Origin of the sequence: Tateyamaria omphalii (genome assembly GCF_019802125.1) — a bacterium.
GTDB classification, from domain to species: Bacteria; Pseudomonadota; Alphaproteobacteria; order Rhodobacterales; family Rhodobacteraceae; genus Tateyamaria; species Tateyamaria omphalii_B.
Genome location: NZ_JAHVHT010000008.1, coordinates 35159 through 52269, shown reverse-complemented (window position 1 = coordinate 52269; position 17111 = coordinate 35159). Strand labels below are relative to the sequence as shown.

Below are 17111 nucleotides of genomic sequence, written 5' to 3'. Positions count from 1 at the left end.
CCCCTCTTTCTTCCGGACCAAAACCGCCATGCCCAAACGCGCTGCCCGCTTTCCCGACACAGCCACGATGGTCTTTTGCATCGGCGCGCAGAAGGCCGGGACGACCTGGCTTTATGAAGCGTTGCGCGCCAGCCCGCAGGTGCATTTCTGCCGCAACAAGGAATTGCATTACTTTGACGTGATGGCGGGCCGCGCCGACCTGGCCATTGCCAACCGGGTCAAGATGGCCGCCGCCCTTGCAAACAAGCTGACCGCGAAAACGGGGCCGGGCAACGCCAAGGTGCTCAAGCAATTGCGCGAGGTCACGGATCTTCTGACGATCTATACCGGAGAGCCAGGCGATCACGACCCTTATCTGCGCTACCTTCTGCGCGGCTATCGCGCCCAGCCGGTGGTCTGCGATATCACCCCGGCCTATGCCATCCTGGATGCGCCGCATTTTGCCGACATGGCCAGCATCGGCACTGCGAAATTCCTGTTCCTGCTGCGCGATCCGGTGGATCGGATGTGGTCGCAGATCCGCATGGCGGAGGCGGTGGAACATCCCGACGTGCCCAAGGGCGACGCCTTTGATGCGGCCTGTGCGGCGCGGGCAAAGATGCTGATCGAGGCCGGGCGCCTGCCCCGGATTGAACGTGCGGATTATGAGCGCACGATCAGAGCGCTGGAAAAAGTCATCCCCCGCGACCGCATCAAATACGTCTTCTACGAAGACTTGTTCGCACCCGAGACCCTGGACGACATATGCGGCTTTCTGGACATCGACGCCATTCAAGCCGATGGCGCAAGGCGCAGCAATCCCGGGCGGGATGCCGCGATCCCCGATGACATCCGTCACGGCTTTGAACGCGCCTTTGCCAGGCAATACAAATTCGTACGGAAGCGCTTCGGCGATCGGGTGCCCACAGCGTGGCACAGCGCCCAGCGTGCATAACTTTTAACCCCCTCGTGAGCGGATTGCCGCGCTGCAGCATCGCAACGTGCCGCAGAAGGCCGATTTCTGCCCAAAAAAGGGGCGTGCCTACATGGATGTCGCCTGATTGGCAGCACGAAAGATGCAGAAAATCTGCATCAACCTTCTGATTTTGAAAGATTTTTATGCATATACCTGCCTGCGGCCACCAGATGGCTCGTATTTTGGGCGCACCTTGCACTTTGGCGCGCGCTTGACTAGTGGTCCCCGCATAGTTTGAGCGATTATACCGGTCTCCTTTAGAATACGAGGACATGATGGCATCTGGCCCAAAGACCTCTCATGCCGCCCCGTCCCGGACTGCGTCCCGGACCGCGTTGATCGTTCTGGGCATGCACCGATCCGGGACCAGCCTGCTGACCCGTGTGCTGAGTCTGATGGGCGCGGACCTGCCCGAAACCCTGATCGGACCCAGCCCGAACAATCCAACCGGATACTGGGAATCGCGGGCCCTGCGGGATTTCAATGATCGGCTTCTGGCGCTGACCGGGTCACGATGGGACGACTGGCGCGCCCTGCCCGACGGCTGGGAACGCTCGCCCAAAGTGGCAGAATTCGCGGAAGAAGCCGCAAGCCTGCTCGACACGGAATTCGGCACGTCACGGTTTCTCGTGCTCAAGGACCCCCGGGTGTCACGCCTGATGCCCTTCTGGGAGATGGTGCTTGAGACCGCCGGATTGACGCCCCGCCCGCTTCTGGCCCTGCGCAACCCGATCGAGGTCGCCGCCTCGCTGAAAGCGCGCAATGACTTTGCACCCGAACTGTCCCACCTTCTGTGGTTGCGCTATATGCTCGAGGCCGAGCGCGCGACACGCGGACAGGCCCGTGTGGTCATCAGTTACGACGGCATGATGCAGAACTGGGCCGGCGCGATGGACCGGGTGACCAAGGGGCTCGACCTGGTCTGGCCCCGTGGGCAGGCACAGGTCAGCACGGAAGTGGGCAGGCTGATCTCGCCCGACCACCGCCACCATGTCAGCGACGAGTCCCAGCTTGACAGCCCGCTGGTGTCGGACTGGTTGCGCGACGCCTACGGCATCTTCGAACACTGGGCCACCAAGCAGGAGCGCAAGGCCGATCACGCGCGCCTGGATGCGATCCGTGCCGATCTCGATGCGTCGGTCGCGGTCTTTGCCCCCTTGGTCGATGGGATGCGCGACACCCAGACCGAGCTGACCAAGCGCATCGGCGTCATTCAGGACAACCAGGCCCGCATCAAGGAGCTGGCCAAGGAACGCCGCGAGGCAGAAGCAGCCTTGATCAAGGCGCAGCACGACGCGGAAGCGGCCGTGGCCGAGGCCCGGCGCATGGCGCAGGCGCAGCTCGCCGACAGTCAAAGCAGCGCCGCAACCGCCCTGACCGAAGCGCAGCGGGCGGCAGCCAAGGCGCGCTCCGAAGCAGACGCCGCCCGGATGGAAAGCGCGAAGGAACGCAGGCTCAAGGAACAGGCCACGGCACAGCTCGACGCGCATATGGAGGCCCAGACCCAGGCCCAGGCCGAGGCAGCCACCCTGCAGACCCGCGTCATGCAGAAGCTGCAACAAGAGATCGAGATCGAAGCCGCCCGCGCCGATGCCGCCGAGGAGGACTTCAAGGCCCGCCTGCAGGCCCGTACCAAGGCCCAGACCAAGACCCTGCGCGCCAGGCTCGACGCCCAGAACACCGAGCTCGAAACCGCACGCGCCGCCCTGACCGAGCAGGAGGATGCGCTGATCGCCCTGCAGGCCGACAGCGCGGAAAAGGCCGCCCATCTGTCCGCGCTGCAGAACAGCGCCATGGACCGCGACATGGTCATCGCCGAGCAGGAGGCCGCGCTGGACACCGCCCGGGCCAGCCTCGCCGAACGGGATGTGACCCTGGCCGAGCAAGACGCCCATATGGCTGAACAGGCGACACAGCTCACCGAGCAGACCGCGCGCCTGGCAGAACAGGAAACCCATGTCACCACTCTTCAGGAGGCCCTCTCAGCCGCCGAGAGTGCATACCGCACCCAGGCAGACAGCCTGGCAGAAACCCAAAGCGCGCTGGCCCAGAAGGACGCGGAACTGACCGACACACGGCGCGCCCTGAACCAAGCGGAATCCACGCAGCAGGAGGCCGACCAGCACGCCCAGACCCTGAGCCGCATCAACAAGAGCCTCAAACGCGAAGCCGATCTGGAACATGCCCATGTCCAGAGCCTGACACGCGAAAATGTGGCGTTGCAGAAATCCGCAAACGAAGCCCAGGCGACCATCGCCCGCCTGCGCGCCTCGCATGAGGCCGAGATGGGCGCGCTCAAGGCGCAGCTGGCCCAGGCCACCGCCCATACCGAAACGCGCCATTCCGAACTGGCGCAGCTGACCAACCTGCTGATGCAGACAGAAACGCAGACCCGACAGGCCCAGGCCGAGCGCGACGCCGCTCAAAAGACCCTGACTGCCATGCAGGAAGTGGCGGAAGAGACCGAGAAACGCCTCACCGAGGCGGCAGATGCCGCGGCCAAGGCGACGATGGACGTGGCAACGCTGCGCGCCGGGCAAGCTGACCTGGCCGCCGTCTTCGCCCTGCTTCAACCCTATCGCCATGTCCGGTTCTGGCGCCGCAACAGCGGCCAGTTGCGCCGCCAGATGGATGCCGTCCGCCGTTCGGGGCTGTTCGATGCCGACTGGTATCTGCACTCCAATCCCGACGTCGCCGAAACCGGGATGGATCCGTTGACCCATTTCATCCTCTACGGTCTGGCCGAAGGCCGGGCACCGCGGGAACCAAAGGCACCCCAGCCCCCCGTGGCCAAGGCCGAAGGCACAGAACCAGCCCCCTCCACCGACAGCACGGGAGCGCCGCAATGACCCTCCGCACCAAACCCGTGCCGCTGACCCCGGCCACCACGCCCGAAGACATTGACGTGATCCGTGGATCGGACCTGTTCGATCCGGTCTGGTACCTGACGGAATACCCGGATGTCGCCCTGCTCAAGATCGACCCGGTCCAGCACTACCTCTGGCTGGGCGCACGGCTGGGCCGTAATCCCTCGCCCTCCTTTGACGGGATGAGCTACCTGGCTGCGAACACGGACGTGGCGGAAGCAGGCGTGAACCCGCTCTTGCACTACCTGCGCTCGGGCAAGGCCGAAGGCCGCTGGGTCATCCCAACCGCCCAGCAACTGAACGCCGCCCTGATGCCCAACGGTGTGGCCCCCGGCCCGAAAGCCAAGCCTACGATGAACTGGGTGATGAACCCCGACAATGTCGGCTGGGCCTATGGCAACAATGCCAAGATGCTGGCCAAGCAACTGCCCGAGTTCGAACACATCATCGACGGCCACGACGTCGAGACGGACGTGGCGCTCTATTTCGACATCAAGATCTTCAAGATGCGCGGCCGGTCGGCCCGGCGCAACATCCTGCGGGTCGGCGGACCACGCCCCGTGGCGCTGACCTATGGCGACGATCACGACAAGCTGCGCAAGGACGTGGCCGTATTCGACGGCATCATTGTGCTGAACCAGCACCTTTACGACATCTTTGCGCCCCTGCACCCCAATGTGCACCTGATCCCCAATGCGCTGGATCTGGGTGAGTGGCATCCCGATCCCGTACCGGCGGCCGAACGCCCCTTCACCGTGGGCTTTGCCGGCAACCTGTCGACCACGAAAGAGGCCCATATCAAGGGTTTCCGCTTCGTGAACGAGGCCTGCGAGAAGATGGGCCTGCCCCTGGTCAAGCTGAGCAAGGGCAAGGAGCAGATCGCGCGCGAGGACATGAAGGAAAAGTTCTACGGCGCCATCGACTGCCTGATCCACCCGGTTGCACCGGGCAAGGAAGGCTGTTCGAACGTGGTGATGGAGGCCCTGTCGATGGGCGTGCCGGTCCTGACCACCAAGGCCGCCGGTTTCCACGCCGAAAAGATCAAGGATGGCGACGGTATCCTCTATATCGAGCGCGACACCAAGAAGCTGATCACACGCATCAAGAAGCTGCGTGACGACCCGGCGCTGCAGACCCGCATGCGGCGCGAGGCGGTGGGGTTTGCCCAAGCCCATCACGACGTGACCCGCACCGCGCGCGACTATTACAAGGTGCTGGCCCTGCCGGAGATGGAGCGTGACAGCTGCCCGCGCGTGGCCTTTGTCCCGTTCTGGGAACCGGCAGCCAACTTCGCCTCCTCCCGCCTGCGCTGCGCGCAACCGGCCGAGCTTCTGGCCGACAGCAACGCCATGCAGGCCACGTTGCAGGGGCTTGGCCCCGACACCGAGATTGCGGTGGTCTCGCAGCTGGCCTCGGACGCCACCATGCAGATCCTGCGCGACAACCCGCAGATCGCGCTGATCTACGATGTCTGCGACCGCTATTTCGAGGATGACCGCAAGGTCGGCGGGGTCCACGCCAAGACCCGCTTTTTCGAACTGGCCGAGCGCGCCGACATCATCGTCGCGTCGACCATCGCGCTGAAAAAGGCGATCGTGAAGCTGGGGCTGCAAAAGGCCGTCACCTACCTGCCCGACGGCATCGACTACCGTGACGACCGCGACGCATCGCTGACCAAGCCCAAGAAATCCGTGCTGTGGTACGGCAATCCCGGGCGCAGCAATTTCGACAGCGCCCGCTGGATGATCGACCACGTGATGAAGAAGACCAAGCGCGGCATGAAGCTGATCTCGCGCAAGCGGTCCTTCAACCATATCGCCAAGACCGAGGATCCGTCCTTTGCCCCTTATGTCGATATCTGTACCGACTGGGCCTATGACACATTCGTCGCGGAAATGCGGAAATGTTCGGTCTGTGTGCTGAGCCACGGGGCCGAGGAACAATCGAAAAGCCCCAACCGCCTGATCACCGCCATCGCCAATGGCGTGCCCGCGATCGTGGCCACTGCACCCGCCTGCGCGGTTCTGCTGCAGGCCGGGGGCATGGGCTGGGCCGTGGTACAGGACGAGGCGGGCCTGGACGCGGCACTGAAACGTCTGGACGACCCCGAAACCCGGGCCGAATACATGCGCGCCATGCAGCGCGTGATCGAGGACCGCTTCGGCGATGTGGCGATCCGCAACAAGTACGAGGCCCTGGTGCGCACCTGTGTGCCAAAGCGCCGCGCACCTGTCGGTGCCCCGCCCCGCAGGGTCATGTTCGTGTCGCACAACCTGAATGTGGGCGAAGGCGCTCCCACCAGCCTGATGCAGACCGTGCTGGGGCTGAAGAAGGCCTATAACATCACCCCCACCATCTTTGCCGTGATCGACGGGGCGCTGCGCAAGACCTATGAAGACGCCGGAATCGAGGTCATCGTGCCCGAACTGGGCGTCACCAGCCGACTGGCGACCAAGATCATTTCGCGCACCTACGAAGACATGGCCGAGGCTTTCCGCACCGCACTCAAGGAATATGACATCGACCTGACCGTGGCCAACACCGCCACGAGCCTGTGGTTCGCCAGCATCTCGGAAAGCGCGGGCGTGCCGGCCGTGTCGATGATCCGCGAAAGCTCGGACGAGCATGTGGCCTTCGACTTCGGCCCCGAGCCGGTGATGGAGACCTGCCGCGCGGGCCTGGCCCAGGGGCGCAGCACCATCTTCGTGTCCGACCACACCCGCAAGCTGTGGCAGGGCAGCCATGACATCCCCGATGCACGGCTGATCCCCAACGGGATCGACCTGTCGCATTTCGATACCGTGCGCCAGATGGACAAGGCCCCGCTGCGCAAGAAACTGGGCATTCCCGCCGGTGGCGTGATGATGGTCTGTGTCGGCTCGGTCAACGCGCGCAAATCGCAGCGCGACATCGTCGAAGCCGTCGCGGGCCTGCCGAAGAAGGTTCAGGCCAAGATGCGGCTGGTGCTGGTGGGGGCCAAGCCCTCGGCCTATCTGGACGATCTCAAGGCCCGCATCGCCGAACTGGGCGAGGATCTCGCGAACCGCATCCACATCATCGGCGAGACCGATAACGTGGCCCTGTGGTATCGTGCCGCAGACATGTTCGTCTTTGCCTCGCACAATGAAAGCTATCCACGTGTCATCGTCGAAGCGATGTCCTTCGGCCTGCCCGTGGTATCGTCGGCCGTCTTTGGCACGCAAGAACAAGTGGTTGATGGGGAAAGCGGGCTGCTCTTTCCCATTGGCGACATAGACAGCATGCGGTCATGCCTGCGCTGGATGCTGGAAAACCCGCAGGACCGCGCGCGGTTCGGAGAGCAGGCAGAAACCCGATTCTGGGAACTTCTCACTTATTGGGAGATGGTTCATAATTACGCCGTGATCATTGCAAATACGGCACGGCAAAGTTAACGGTACAACCCGGCGTAGACACACTCGTTTACGCCGCGCCAAAAAGAGAAGATGACCTGAACGTTATGAAGACGCTGTACCTGCATATCGGGCTGCAAAAGACAGGCACGTCCACCGTCCAGATGCATTTCATGCATCCCAAGGGGCCATTTCAGGCCGCGGGTATCGATTGCCTGCCGCAGGCCATTGCCCCCAATCAGGCTCACCACAATGCCGCCTGGGACGTGGGCAAGCACAAACGCTTCCGTCCGGATCTGCCCGGCTTTTCGGATCTGGTCGACGCGGCCCGCGCCTCGACCTCTGACCGGATTTTCGTAAGTTCCGAAGACTTCAGCCTGATCTCGGCCGCGCAGGTGCGCGAGGTGGCCGCCGGGCTCAGTGACTTCGACGTGCGCCCGATCCTGTGCCTGCGCAACCAGCTGACCTGGTCGGAATCGATCTTTGCCCAGGCCTGCAAACGCGGTTACGTCAAACCTTTCGGCACCTTCGTCAAAACGCTCAGCAAGAACGGGCGTACCAATTTCGAAGGGATCTATTCCGCATGGGCCGATGTCTTCGGCCACGACAAGATGCATGTGCTGATCTACGAAGATCACGCCGACATCAGCGACGCCTTTGCCGCACTGATGGGGGTCGAGGTCGAAGCCCGCCCAGCCCGCAAGAACCAGTCCCTGAACGAACGTTTCGTCAAGGCCAGCCAGACCGTGACACAGCGCTGCATGGATGGCGAACTGACCTATAACGGGCAGACCCTGCCCCCCGAGGCCCTGAACGACGTGTCCAAGGTGATGTTGGCCGTGGGCACGCATCATCCGCAATTCACCGGCAGCCCCGTCTTCCTCAAGCGCGACAAGGCACAGACCTATCTGGACCGCTTTGGCGACATGAATGCAAAGATCGCAAAGCACGTCGCCCTGCCGGACAGCTACTTCACGGTGCCCGAAAGCCGCCGCAATCCCCGCAAGTATTACGAGCTGGATGTCGACTTTCTGGTGGAGTGCATTTTTGAATCCGAAGCCACCGAAAAACTGCGCACTGACATCCGGGCGGGATACGCCTGACCAGAAATGCGCGGCATCTATTCCGATGCAGCAAGGGCGGTGAAGGAGCAGCCAAGACCGAAGTGCGGGACCCTGCTGATACAATCAGCGACCCTTGGCGAAGCGCAGCCAGCGCGCGCCTCAAACATGGATTAAATTTGCGAAAGACCCCCCTTATTGGTACAATTTATTTGGCACTGAACCCCATGTTCAGAGCGCTATCCGCGCGCCCAAGGGCGCGTTCCGCAACATAGGAGAAGCGGTATGAAACTCAATGAATTAGCAGATGTCGTTGCCGAAGATACCAAGATGTCAAAGCGTGACGCACGTCGGTTTGCAAATAGTCTTTTTGTCAAAATCCGCGAGACGGCCCTGTCCGGTGAAAAGGTCGCGATCAGCGGCTTGGGCAGCTTCGTGCTGACCGAACGCGAAGCCACGCAACGCCAGGCCGCAGATGGCTCGACCAAGGATATCGCGCCAGCACGATATGTCAGCTTCCGCCCGAGCCGCAGCGCAACGGGCCGCAAAAGAAAAGCGGATACCGCTGAAGCCAGCACGACCGCCTAAACCAAACCAGGAGTGATCCACGTGTCATCTCGATCCGCGGCGACACCGCCGCTGCATCACACGCTTATTCTCGGCGCGGCCAAGAGCGGAACAACAGCACTGTTCTATGCCATCCAGAAGTCCATGGAGCAGGCATCCGGCAGCCCCGTTAAGGGGCTGTTCGAACCGCGCGACATGGATGCGTTCAAATCCTATTTCGAAACAACGCAAGACCCTGCGCGCCTGTGCAAAGCCCTGCTCGGACCCGTAACCCGGAGAATGACGGACGCCCTGGATGAGTTTGACCGCAAGATCATCATCTTCCGGGATCCGCGCGACAATGTCGTCAGCCGGTTGCTGTTCAACCCACCCCGCCTGCTGGACAAGTCCGGTCCGGAAAAGAACCAGGCTTTCCTGGATCTGATCAAGCAAAAGGAAGAGGCACCGGACAGTATCTCCGTGCTCGGCATTCTGCGCGAGGTGGGCAAGCTTACGGATCGCAGCGATCTTCCCGATATCTACCGCAAGAACGCCATCATCCCGGCGGTCGTCAAACGCAAGTGGGACGATGCGTTCTTCATGTTCTCTTACGAAGATCTGCTGACCCAGTCCTTTGGCGCGCTTGGCGACTATCTGGGTCTGGACATGACGTCGGAATTCGAAGTCGCGGACAAGCACGAATACGTGTCCCGTTCCAAAGGGTCGGGCGAATGGAAGGCGTGGTTCCACGAAGAGGACGTCGCCTATTTCGCCAATGAGGTGGCCGACGATTACCGGCTGCTCGGTTTCGATCCGGCGGAAACACCCGATGCAGCGCCCTCCATCGACCCTGCCACGGCAAGCGAATATGTCGTCAAGCAGATCAAGCGTCACGAGGAAAAGCGTGCAATGAAGCGCCGCAAGCGCATGGAACAGCAAGAAGCGGCATCCTGACACGCAAGACGCCGGACCCGCCACGGGCGGTCCGGCGTCTTGTCATGCAACATCACGACCTGTTGGGCGCCGGGTCAGGTTATCCCGTATTGCGCGCCCCAGTGCAGGGCGGGTCCACCAAAAAGCTGCGCGCAGTCGCGCAGCTCCGCACCGAACAGCGCGCGCAACTCCGCCTTGATCCCGTCTGACTGTTCCAGGCGCAGGCGCCCCGCCTTCACGTTCTCATCCGCATGAGCATCCATCGGCAGGCCCGGACGCCCGCCCAGATGGGTGACGATCTCGTCTCGCAACGCAACGGGGCGTGTCAGGACATCATCGAAGAAGAACACCTTGACGTCGAAGTGCTGCGACCAGCGCCGGTAGCTGGCCGCCGGAAAGGAGGCCCCGGCCCATGCAGGCCGCGCCAGTTGCGCGCGCAGTGCATCCGGTGTGCGCAAAGCCGCGTCCGCAACCTTGCCCTTGTTGGCCCCATCATTCAGCGCCGACCAGACCCGCGCCACCGGGTCGCGCACCAACATCAGCACCGGAATATCGCCCAGGTCCGCACGGATCTGCGCGATCTGATCGTCGGACAGGCTGGCATAGAACGGGGTGATGTCACCGCTGAGCCGGCCATCGGTAAAGGAGAACAGGTCACGATAGACCGACACCGGATGATCCCGGCGGCGCTCCAGCGCCATGAACATATCGGTAAAGGACTGATCGGCGGCGGAAAACGTCCCCGCGGCCAGCCATTCGGCGCGTTTGGCCATCAGCCCGGCCTTCTTGCCCGCCGATGGAAAGGGACGCCCGAAAAACTGCAGTTCCTTGCGCGGCAGCATGCAGAAGTCCGGATGCCCCCGCAGCCGGTGATAAAGCCAGTGGGTGCCCGATTTCTGCATCCCGATGCAGAGGAAATCAGGCCCCGGCTCAGACATACTCAGACGCCGTAATAGTCGCGATACCAGGCCACGAAATTGGCCACGCCGTCGTGGACAGAGGTCTGCGGCCCGTACCCCGTCAGGGTATTGAGCAGCGTGCCGTCGGCCCAGGTGGCCGGCACGTCACCGGGCTGCATTTCCATGAAGTTCTTTTTGGCTTCCTGCCCCAGGGCGGCCTCGATCGCCTCGATAAAGGCCATGAGCTGCACCGGTTCGGAATTGCCGATATTGACCACGCGGTAAGGTGCCACGGGCGACAGACTGTCCCCTTCCGGCACCGTCTCGCCTGGCCCGGGGCGCACGGGTGCTGCGTCGATCAGCATCGCGATGCCCGACACCAGGTCGTCGATATAGGTGAAGTCCCGGCGCATGTCGCCGTGATTGTAGACGTCGATGGCATCGCCGTTCAGGATCGCCTTGGTGAACTTGAAGAGCGCCATGTCGGGCCGTCCCCAGGGACCGTAAACGGTAAAGAAGCGGAACATGGTGATCGGCAGATCATAAAGATGGGCATAGGAATGGCCCATCGCCTCGTTCGCCTTCTTCGTGGCCGCATAGAACGACATCTGGCTGTCGGCCTTGTGCGTCTCGGCATAGGGCATCTCGGTATTGGCCCCATAGACGGACGAGGTCGACGCCATCAGCAGATGGCTGCAGGGGTTGGCCCGCACGGCCTCCAGCAGGTTGAAAGTGCCGATCAGGTTGGCTTCGACATACGAGCGCGGATTGTCGATGGAATACCGCACGCCCGCTTGCGCGGCGAGGTGCACGATCACATCCGGCTTCTCGGCGGTGATCAGGTCCATCAGCACGCCATCGGCCTCAAGCCGTTCATTGACCGCGCGAAAGGCGCTGTTCTGCAGCAGCATCTGCTGGCGGCGTTCCTTGAGTGCCACCTCGTAATAATCGGTCATGGCGTCAAAGCCGATGACCTCGTAGCCATCGGCCAGAAGGCGTTTGGACAGATGATAACCGATGAAGCCAGCGGCTCCGGTGATAAGGGCCTTGGGCATGGGGCAGCTCCGTCTATGTCAGGGGGATGAGGGGGGCGATCAGGCCGCCACCCCCTCGCGCCCGCGCCCGATCGAGGCATAGGCGGTAAAGCCTGCCTTGGCCGCGTCCGTCTCGGAATAGATGTTGCGCAGATCGGCCATGGCCGGTGTGGTCATGGCACCCGCGATGCGGCCCAGATCCAGCGCACGGAACTCGTTCCACTCGGTCAGAAGCACCACGAGATCAGCACCCGCCGTCGCGGCATAGGCATCCTCGGTCCATTCCACGCCGGGCAGCAGGGCCTCGCCCTCGCGGCGGCCTTCAGGGTCGGTCACGCGCACGGTGGCGCCACCGCCCACGAGGGCAGGCACGATGGTCAGGCTGGGCGCATCGCGCATGTCATCGGTGTTGGGCTTGAAGGTCACGCCAAGCACGGCAACGGTCTTGCCGTTGAAGGATCCACCACACAGATCGAGCAGCTTGTCGACCATGCGGCGCTTGACCTCCTCGTTGATCTTGATGACGGCCTCGGTGATCTGCATGGGCACGGCATGTTCCTGGCCGATACGGGCCAACGCCTTGGTATCCTTGGGGAAACACGATCCGCCATAGCCGGGACCGGCATGCAGGAACTTGTTGCCGATCCGGCCATCCAGACCGATACCGCGCGACACTTCCTTGACGTTGGCGCCGGTCTTTTCACACAGCGCCGCGATCTCGTTGATGAAGGTGATCTTGGCGGCCAGAAACGCGTTGGCCGCGTATTTGATCATCTCCGCACTTTCCAGATCTGTGGTCACGATGGGGAAGTCACGCAGATAGAGCGGACGGTAGATGTCGGACATCACCTTGGCCGCGCGTTCGCTTTCCACGCCCACGACCACACGGTCGGGCTTCATGAAGTCATCAATGGCCGCCCCTTCACGCAGGAACTCGGGGTTCGAGGCGACGTCGAACTCAAGGTTCGGGTTCGCTTCGGCCACGACCTCGGCCACCTTGGCGTTGGTGCCCACGGGCACGGTCGATTTGGTGACGACGACGATATAATCCTTGGCCGTGGTCGCGATCTCGGCCGCGGCGGCCATCACGTAGGTCAGGTCGGCATGGCCGTCACCCCGGCGCGTCGGCGTGCCCACGGCGATGAACACCGCCTCGGCCCCGTCCAGCGCCTTGTCCAGATCGAGGGTGAAGGACAGACGCCCCGCTTCCACGTTGCGCGCCATCAGCACATCGAGACCCGGCTCAAAGATCGGCACTTCGCCCCGCTCAAGCTTTTCGATCTTGGAGGCGTCCTTGTCGACGCACACCACATCATGGCCGAAATCGGAGAAACACACTCCAGACACCAGGCCCACATAGCCCGTGCCGATCACTGCAATCTTCATGCTTAAAAAGCTCCTTGGCTTAAAACTGCCGCCGTTTTGTGCAGAAATCTCCGGACACGCAAGGCCGTTAAACGTGTCATGTCAGGATGCCGCGCGTAAACCCGCCAACCTGTGCGTGTATCGGCCCAAGTTTTGGGCAGGAATTCCGGACCAGCGCGCCAAAACGCTTGTGTGGTAAAGAGGTGGCACACAATACTCACGGCAGACCGGCGCTTATTTTGTCGGCACATTTTTTCATCAATGAATTCCAAGGGAGGGATTTCCAATGACATCCACAACCGTAAGCGGCCTGCGCACAAGCACCGTCACCCTGATCGGCAATGAAGAAGCGAACGTGACCCAGAACGGCGCGATCTCGCAGCTTGCGGGTCCGGGGATCGACGTCACGGCCACCGGGTTAACTGGTGTTGCCATCAACAACAGCGGATCAATCTTCGGCAATAACGATGCCATCCGGGCCTCGGGCCACGGCACTGAAGTGGTCAACACTGGCACCATCACCGCGCGCCAGACCGTCATCATCTTCAGTGACCAAACCGCAGGCGGGACCGGCAACACCGTCATCAACAGCGGTACGATCTCGGGGCTCGGCGCAGGTGCAGATGGTATCCTGTCGCAATCTTCAGGAATGGAAATCATCAATTCGGGCCAGATCCTGACCTCAGGCGACAACGCCATCCAGATCTTCAACAATGTCGCTGGCGCAGGCAGCAACCTTATCGTGAACTCCGGCACCATTGCGACGACTGGCAGCGGCACCGGATCCTCTGCTCTGGTCATCAACACCGATTCCGAAGTGGACATCATCACCAACACCGGCACCATCATCGGAGGGATCGGAACCCGGGGAGCAGACGACGACCTAATCAACAGCGGCGACATCACCGGCAATATCGACATGGGCTCAGGCGAGGACGTGCTGGTCAATTCCGGCTTCATCGAAGGGTCGGTCCTGCTGGGCAATGACAATGACACGTTCGACGGGCGCGGCGGCACCGTGACCGGGTCGGTGATCGGCGGAGGCGGCGACGACCTGTACCAGATCAGCGATGGCAGCGTCATCCTGTTCGAAACCATGGGCGCGGGCACCGACACGGTGCAGTCCGAGGCGAGCTATACCCTGGCCCAGAACATCGAGATGCTGACCCTGCTGGGCGCCGAAGACATCAATGGCGCGGGCAACGGCCTCGACAACACCATCACCGGCAATGACGGCGCCAACCTGCTGCAGGGCCGCGTCGGCGATGACACCATCCTGGGCGGCGGCGGCGACGACACCATCGGGGGTGGCGCCAACCGCGACAGCCTCGAGGGCGGAGAGGGCGACGACTACATCAATGGCGGCGCCCAGAACGACACCATCCGCGGCGACGAGGGCAACGACACCCTGCGTGGCGGTCTGAACAACGACGTCGCCTCGGGCGGTGACGGTGATGACAACATCGCAGGGGGCGCGGGCAACGACACGCTGGCGGGCAATGACGGCGACGACGCCCTGTTCGGCCAGGGTGGCAACGACGTGTTCAACGGCGGCGATGGCGAGGATTACATCCATGGCGGTGCCGGTCTGGATGTTCTGAGCGGGGGCAATGGCGATGACACGCTGGTGGGCGGTGCAGGCTCAGACACGCTCACCGGCGGCAATGGCGAGGATGTGTTCGAGTTCCAGAACTTTGCCCAAAGCCGGACCACAGGCGGCCAGTTCGACACGATCACCGACTTCCAGATCGGCAGCGACCTGATCGACCTGACGGCCCTGGTGGAAGGCACGATCAACTTCCAGGGCCTGGGCGCGGTGTCGGCCAATGGCGAAGCCGAGCTGGTGATCCGCGAACCGGGCGGTGGGCCGGACTCGGTCGTCTTTGTCGACGTGAACGGCGACGGGACCCAGGATTTCCGGATCAACGTCACCGGCGTGACGGGCCTCAGCGAAACCGACTTCCTGCTTTGACAACTGCTCCGTCCATCCCCCCTGTTCGGGGGGATGGATTATGACCTTACTATTTGAAAGCATTCAATAATGTTTGAAAGGCGGTCTGCCGCCCAAATCTTGTAGACCAAAGGCATAAATCCCATGACCACGACACTCATCTCATCCGACATCCTGAACGGCACCACCAACATCACCGGCTTTGACGAGGTCGTGGTCGCCCCGGGCGTCCTGGTCTTCGAGGACGGCGCACACGCGTTCGACATGTCCGGCAGCGACCGCACCACGCTGACCAATTACGGCACGATCATCAGCGGGGCCGCCTCCTCGACCATCGATGTCAATTCCGACGCGGCGATCATCCTCAACCACGGCACGATCAGCAACGTGTCCACGACCAGCGTCGTGACGGCACTCTTCGATCTGTCGGGCGGCAATTCCCAATTTGCCAGCGCAGAGGAGCTGATCTTCATCAACCACGGCACGATGGAGGCGCTGAACGACTTTTTCCATGACGACGACCCAAACGGCGCCTTCGACCTGATCATCGAAAACACCGGCCTGATGCAGGCCGATCGTGACAGGACCTTTACCTCGAACTCTCCCGATCTCGACGATGTGCGGGTCAACAATTCCGGCACGATGATCGGCGGGTTCTTTGGCGTAAACGGGAACCGCACGGCCTTTGTCGAGAATTCCGGCACCATCGAGATGCGGGATATCTTCCTGGGTGCCGACAACGGGGGCATCCTGCTCAATTCCGGCACGATCACCCTCAGAAGCGCGTTCGACAACTCGGTCGGAGACATTAACGGAGACGACGCAGCCGATGAGATCACCAATTCCGGGGCGATCTACGGAAACCTGCGTCTTGGTCTTGGGGATGACGAAGTCACCAATCTCAGCTTGATTGATGGGTTTATGGTCCTCAGCGATGGTAACGACACGGTCACCAACAGCGGTGACATCACCAGCGGCGTCAATCTGGGTGACGATGCGGACATGCTGATCAACAGCGGCACGATCATGGACGGTGTGTTCAACCCCAACAGCATTGACGGCAACGACACCATCTACAACACCGGCCACATCGGGGGCGATGTCACCCTCGGGGCAGGCAACGACCTGATCGACACGCGCGGCGGCACCATCGCTGGCGAAGTGAGCGGCGGGTTCGGCAATGACTCGTTCTATATCGACGACAGCTCCATCGACCTTGATGAAACCTTCACCGGCGGCACCGACCATGTGTTCAGCGAGGCTGACACCTATTCGCTGCAGGTGCATTTCGAAAACCTGACCCTGCTGGGGGGTGAGGATATCAACGGCTTCGGCAACAACGGGGCCAATTTCATGGCCGGCAACACCGGCGACAACCTGATCCAGGGGTTTTTCGGCGAGGACACGATCAGCGGCAATTTCGGCGACGACACGCTTGGCGGCGGGTTCAGCGATGACAGCCTGGATGGCGGTGGCGGCAACGACTTTGTCCAGGGCGGACAGGGCAACGACACCGTGGGCGGCAACCTGGGCGACGACACCCTGCGTGGCGCGGCGGGCAATGATCTGCTCCTTGGTGGCGACGGCGATGACAACATGGCCGGGGGCCTGAACAACGACACCTTGCTGGGCAACGATGGCGATGATGCCATGTTCGGCCAGGGCGGCAACGATGCCTTCAACGGCGGCGAGGGTGAAGATTACCTCCACGGCGGCGCGGGCCGCGACACGCTGACCGGTGCCAATGGCGATGACACGCTGGTGGGTGGCGCCGGGTCCGACGAGCTGACGGGCGGCAATGGCGAGGATGTCTTCGAGTTCCAGAGCTTTGCCCAGAGCCGTCCCACGGGGGGCAATTTCGACACGATCACCGACTTCCAGATCGGCAGCGACCTCATTGACCTGCGCGCCCTGGTGCCGGGTCAGATCAACTTCCAGGGCCTTGGGGCAGTATCCGCCAACGGCGCGGCCGAACTGGTGATCCGCGAGCCGGGCGGTGGCCCGAACTCGGTCGTGTTCGTCGATGTGAACGGCGACGGCACGCAGGATTTCCGGATCAACCTGACCGGCGTGACGGGACTGTCAGAGACGGATTTCCTGCTGTGACCCCCTCCCCCATCCATCCCTTT

11 protein-coding genes are annotated in these 17111 nt (G+C 62.3%); 8 read left to right on the top strand and 3 right to left on the bottom strand.

Translation table 11 applies throughout. The features are described from left to right. Positions 1–28 precede the first annotated feature (28 nt). From KUV51_RS21280 to KUV51_RS21255, 6 genes are all read left to right on the top strand, one after another. On the top strand, positions 29–934 hold the full coding sequence (locus tag KUV51_RS21280) for a sulfotransferase (RefSeq protein ID WP_222523474.1): 906 nt from the start codon (positions 29–31) through the stop codon (positions 932–934). A gap of 293 nt (positions 935–1227) precedes the next feature. Next, positions 1228–3804: a hypothetical protein gene (locus KUV51_RS21275; RefSeq protein ID WP_222523473.1), complete on the top strand. Its 2577-nt coding sequence runs from the start codon at positions 1228–1230 to the stop codon at positions 3802–3804. Continuing rightward, entirely contained in the window at positions 3801–7235 is a 3435-nt protein-coding gene (locus KUV51_RS21270; RefSeq protein ID WP_222523472.1) for a glycosyltransferase, read from the top strand. The genes KUV51_RS21275 and KUV51_RS21270 overlap by 4 nt, the downstream gene beginning before the upstream one ends. Before the next feature lie 65 nt (positions 7236–7300). Continuing rightward, the gene (locus KUV51_RS21265; protein WP_222523471.1) at positions 7301–8296 is read left to right on the top strand and encodes a hypothetical protein; all 996 of its coding nucleotides are present in this window, start codon (positions 7301–7303) and stop codon (positions 8294–8296) included. 243 nt (positions 8297–8539) lie between these two features. Continuing rightward, positions 8540–8842 carry an HU family DNA-binding protein gene (locus tag KUV51_RS21260; protein WP_222523470.1) on the top strand — a complete coding sequence of 101 codons (303 nt, stop codon included), beginning with the start codon at positions 8540–8542 and terminating at the stop codon, positions 8840–8842. Positions 8843–8863: 21 nt separating this feature from the next. Continuing rightward, positions 8864–9754 carry a hypothetical protein gene (locus KUV51_RS21255; RefSeq protein WP_222523469.1) on the top strand — a complete coding sequence of 297 codons (891 nt, stop codon included), beginning with the start codon at positions 8864–8866 and terminating at the stop codon, positions 9752–9754. Between the two features lie 74 nt (positions 9755–9828). Here KUV51_RS21255 and KUV51_RS21250 read toward each other — a convergent pair whose 3' ends face one another. The 3 genes from KUV51_RS21250 to KUV51_RS21240 are packed head-to-tail and all read right to left on the bottom strand — an operon-like array spanning position 9829 to position 13052. Beyond that, positions 9829–10671 (bottom strand): sulfotransferase, encoded by an 843-nt coding sequence (locus tag KUV51_RS21250; RefSeq protein ID WP_222523468.1) that lies wholly within the window; start codon positions 10669–10671, stop codon positions 9829–9831. A 2-nt stretch (positions 10672–10673) separates the two neighbouring features. Next, a complete protein-coding gene (locus KUV51_RS21245; RefSeq protein WP_222523467.1) occupies positions 10674–11687 on the bottom strand; it encodes an NAD-dependent epimerase/dehydratase family protein in 1014 nt (337 codons plus the stop codon). 39 nt (positions 11688–11726) lie between these two features. Further along, complete coding sequence (locus KUV51_RS21240; RefSeq protein ID WP_222523466.1) at positions 11727–13052, bottom strand: UDP-glucose dehydrogenase family protein; 1326 nt, start codon at positions 13050–13052, stop codon at positions 11727–11729. 265 nt (positions 13053–13317) lie between these two features. Here KUV51_RS21240 and KUV51_RS21235 point away from each other — a divergent pair, with 265 nt between their 5' ends. Together KUV51_RS21235 and KUV51_RS21230 are read left to right on the top strand one after the other, a co-directional pair. Further along, the gene (locus tag KUV51_RS21235) at positions 13318–15003 is read left to right on the top strand and encodes a calcium-binding protein (RefSeq protein ID WP_222523465.1); all 1686 of its coding nucleotides are present in this window, start codon (positions 13318–13320) and stop codon (positions 15001–15003) included. A gap of 123 nt (positions 15004–15126) precedes the next feature. Next, positions 15127–17088, top strand: coding sequence for a calcium-binding protein (locus tag KUV51_RS21230; protein WP_222523464.1), 1962 nt, complete (start codon positions 15127–15129; stop codon positions 17086–17088). The last annotated feature ends 23 nt before the right edge of the window (positions 17089–17111 follow it).

Bases quoted from the DNA above. Each gene is read 5' to 3' on its own strand.
- KUV51_RS21280 (WP_222523474.1), top strand. From the start codon at position 29: ATGCCCAAACGCGCTGCCCGCTTTCCCGACACAGCCACGATGGTCTTT.
- KUV51_RS21275 (WP_222523473.1), top strand. From the start codon at position 1,228: ATGATGGCATCTGGCCCAAAGACCTCTCATGCCGCCCCGTCCCGGACT.
- KUV51_RS21270 (WP_222523472.1), top strand. From the start codon at position 3,801: ATGACCCTCCGCACCAAACCCGTGCCGCTGACCCCGGCCACCACGCCC.
- KUV51_RS21265 (WP_222523471.1), top strand. From the start codon at position 7,301: ATGAAGACGCTGTACCTGCATATCGGGCTGCAAAAGACAGGCACGTCC.
- KUV51_RS21260 (WP_222523470.1), top strand. From the start codon at position 8,540: ATGAAACTCAATGAATTAGCAGATGTCGTTGCCGAAGATACCAAGATG.
- KUV51_RS21250 (WP_222523468.1), bottom strand. From the start codon at position 10,671: ATGTCTGAGCCGGGGCCTGATTTCCTCTGCATCGGGATGCAGAAATCG.
- KUV51_RS21245 (WP_222523467.1), bottom strand. From the start codon at position 11,687: ATGCCCAAGGCCCTTATCACCGGAGCCGCTGGCTTCATCGGTTATCAT.
- KUV51_RS21240 (WP_222523466.1), bottom strand. From the start codon at position 13,052: ATGAAGATTGCAGTGATCGGCACGGGCTATGTGGGCCTGGTGTCTGGA.
- KUV51_RS21235 (WP_222523465.1), top strand. From the start codon at position 13,318: ATGACATCCACAACCGTAAGCGGCCTGCGCACAAGCACCGTCACCCTG.
- KUV51_RS21230 (WP_222523464.1), top strand. From the start codon at position 15,127: ATGACCACGACACTCATCTCATCCGACATCCTGAACGGCACCACCAAC.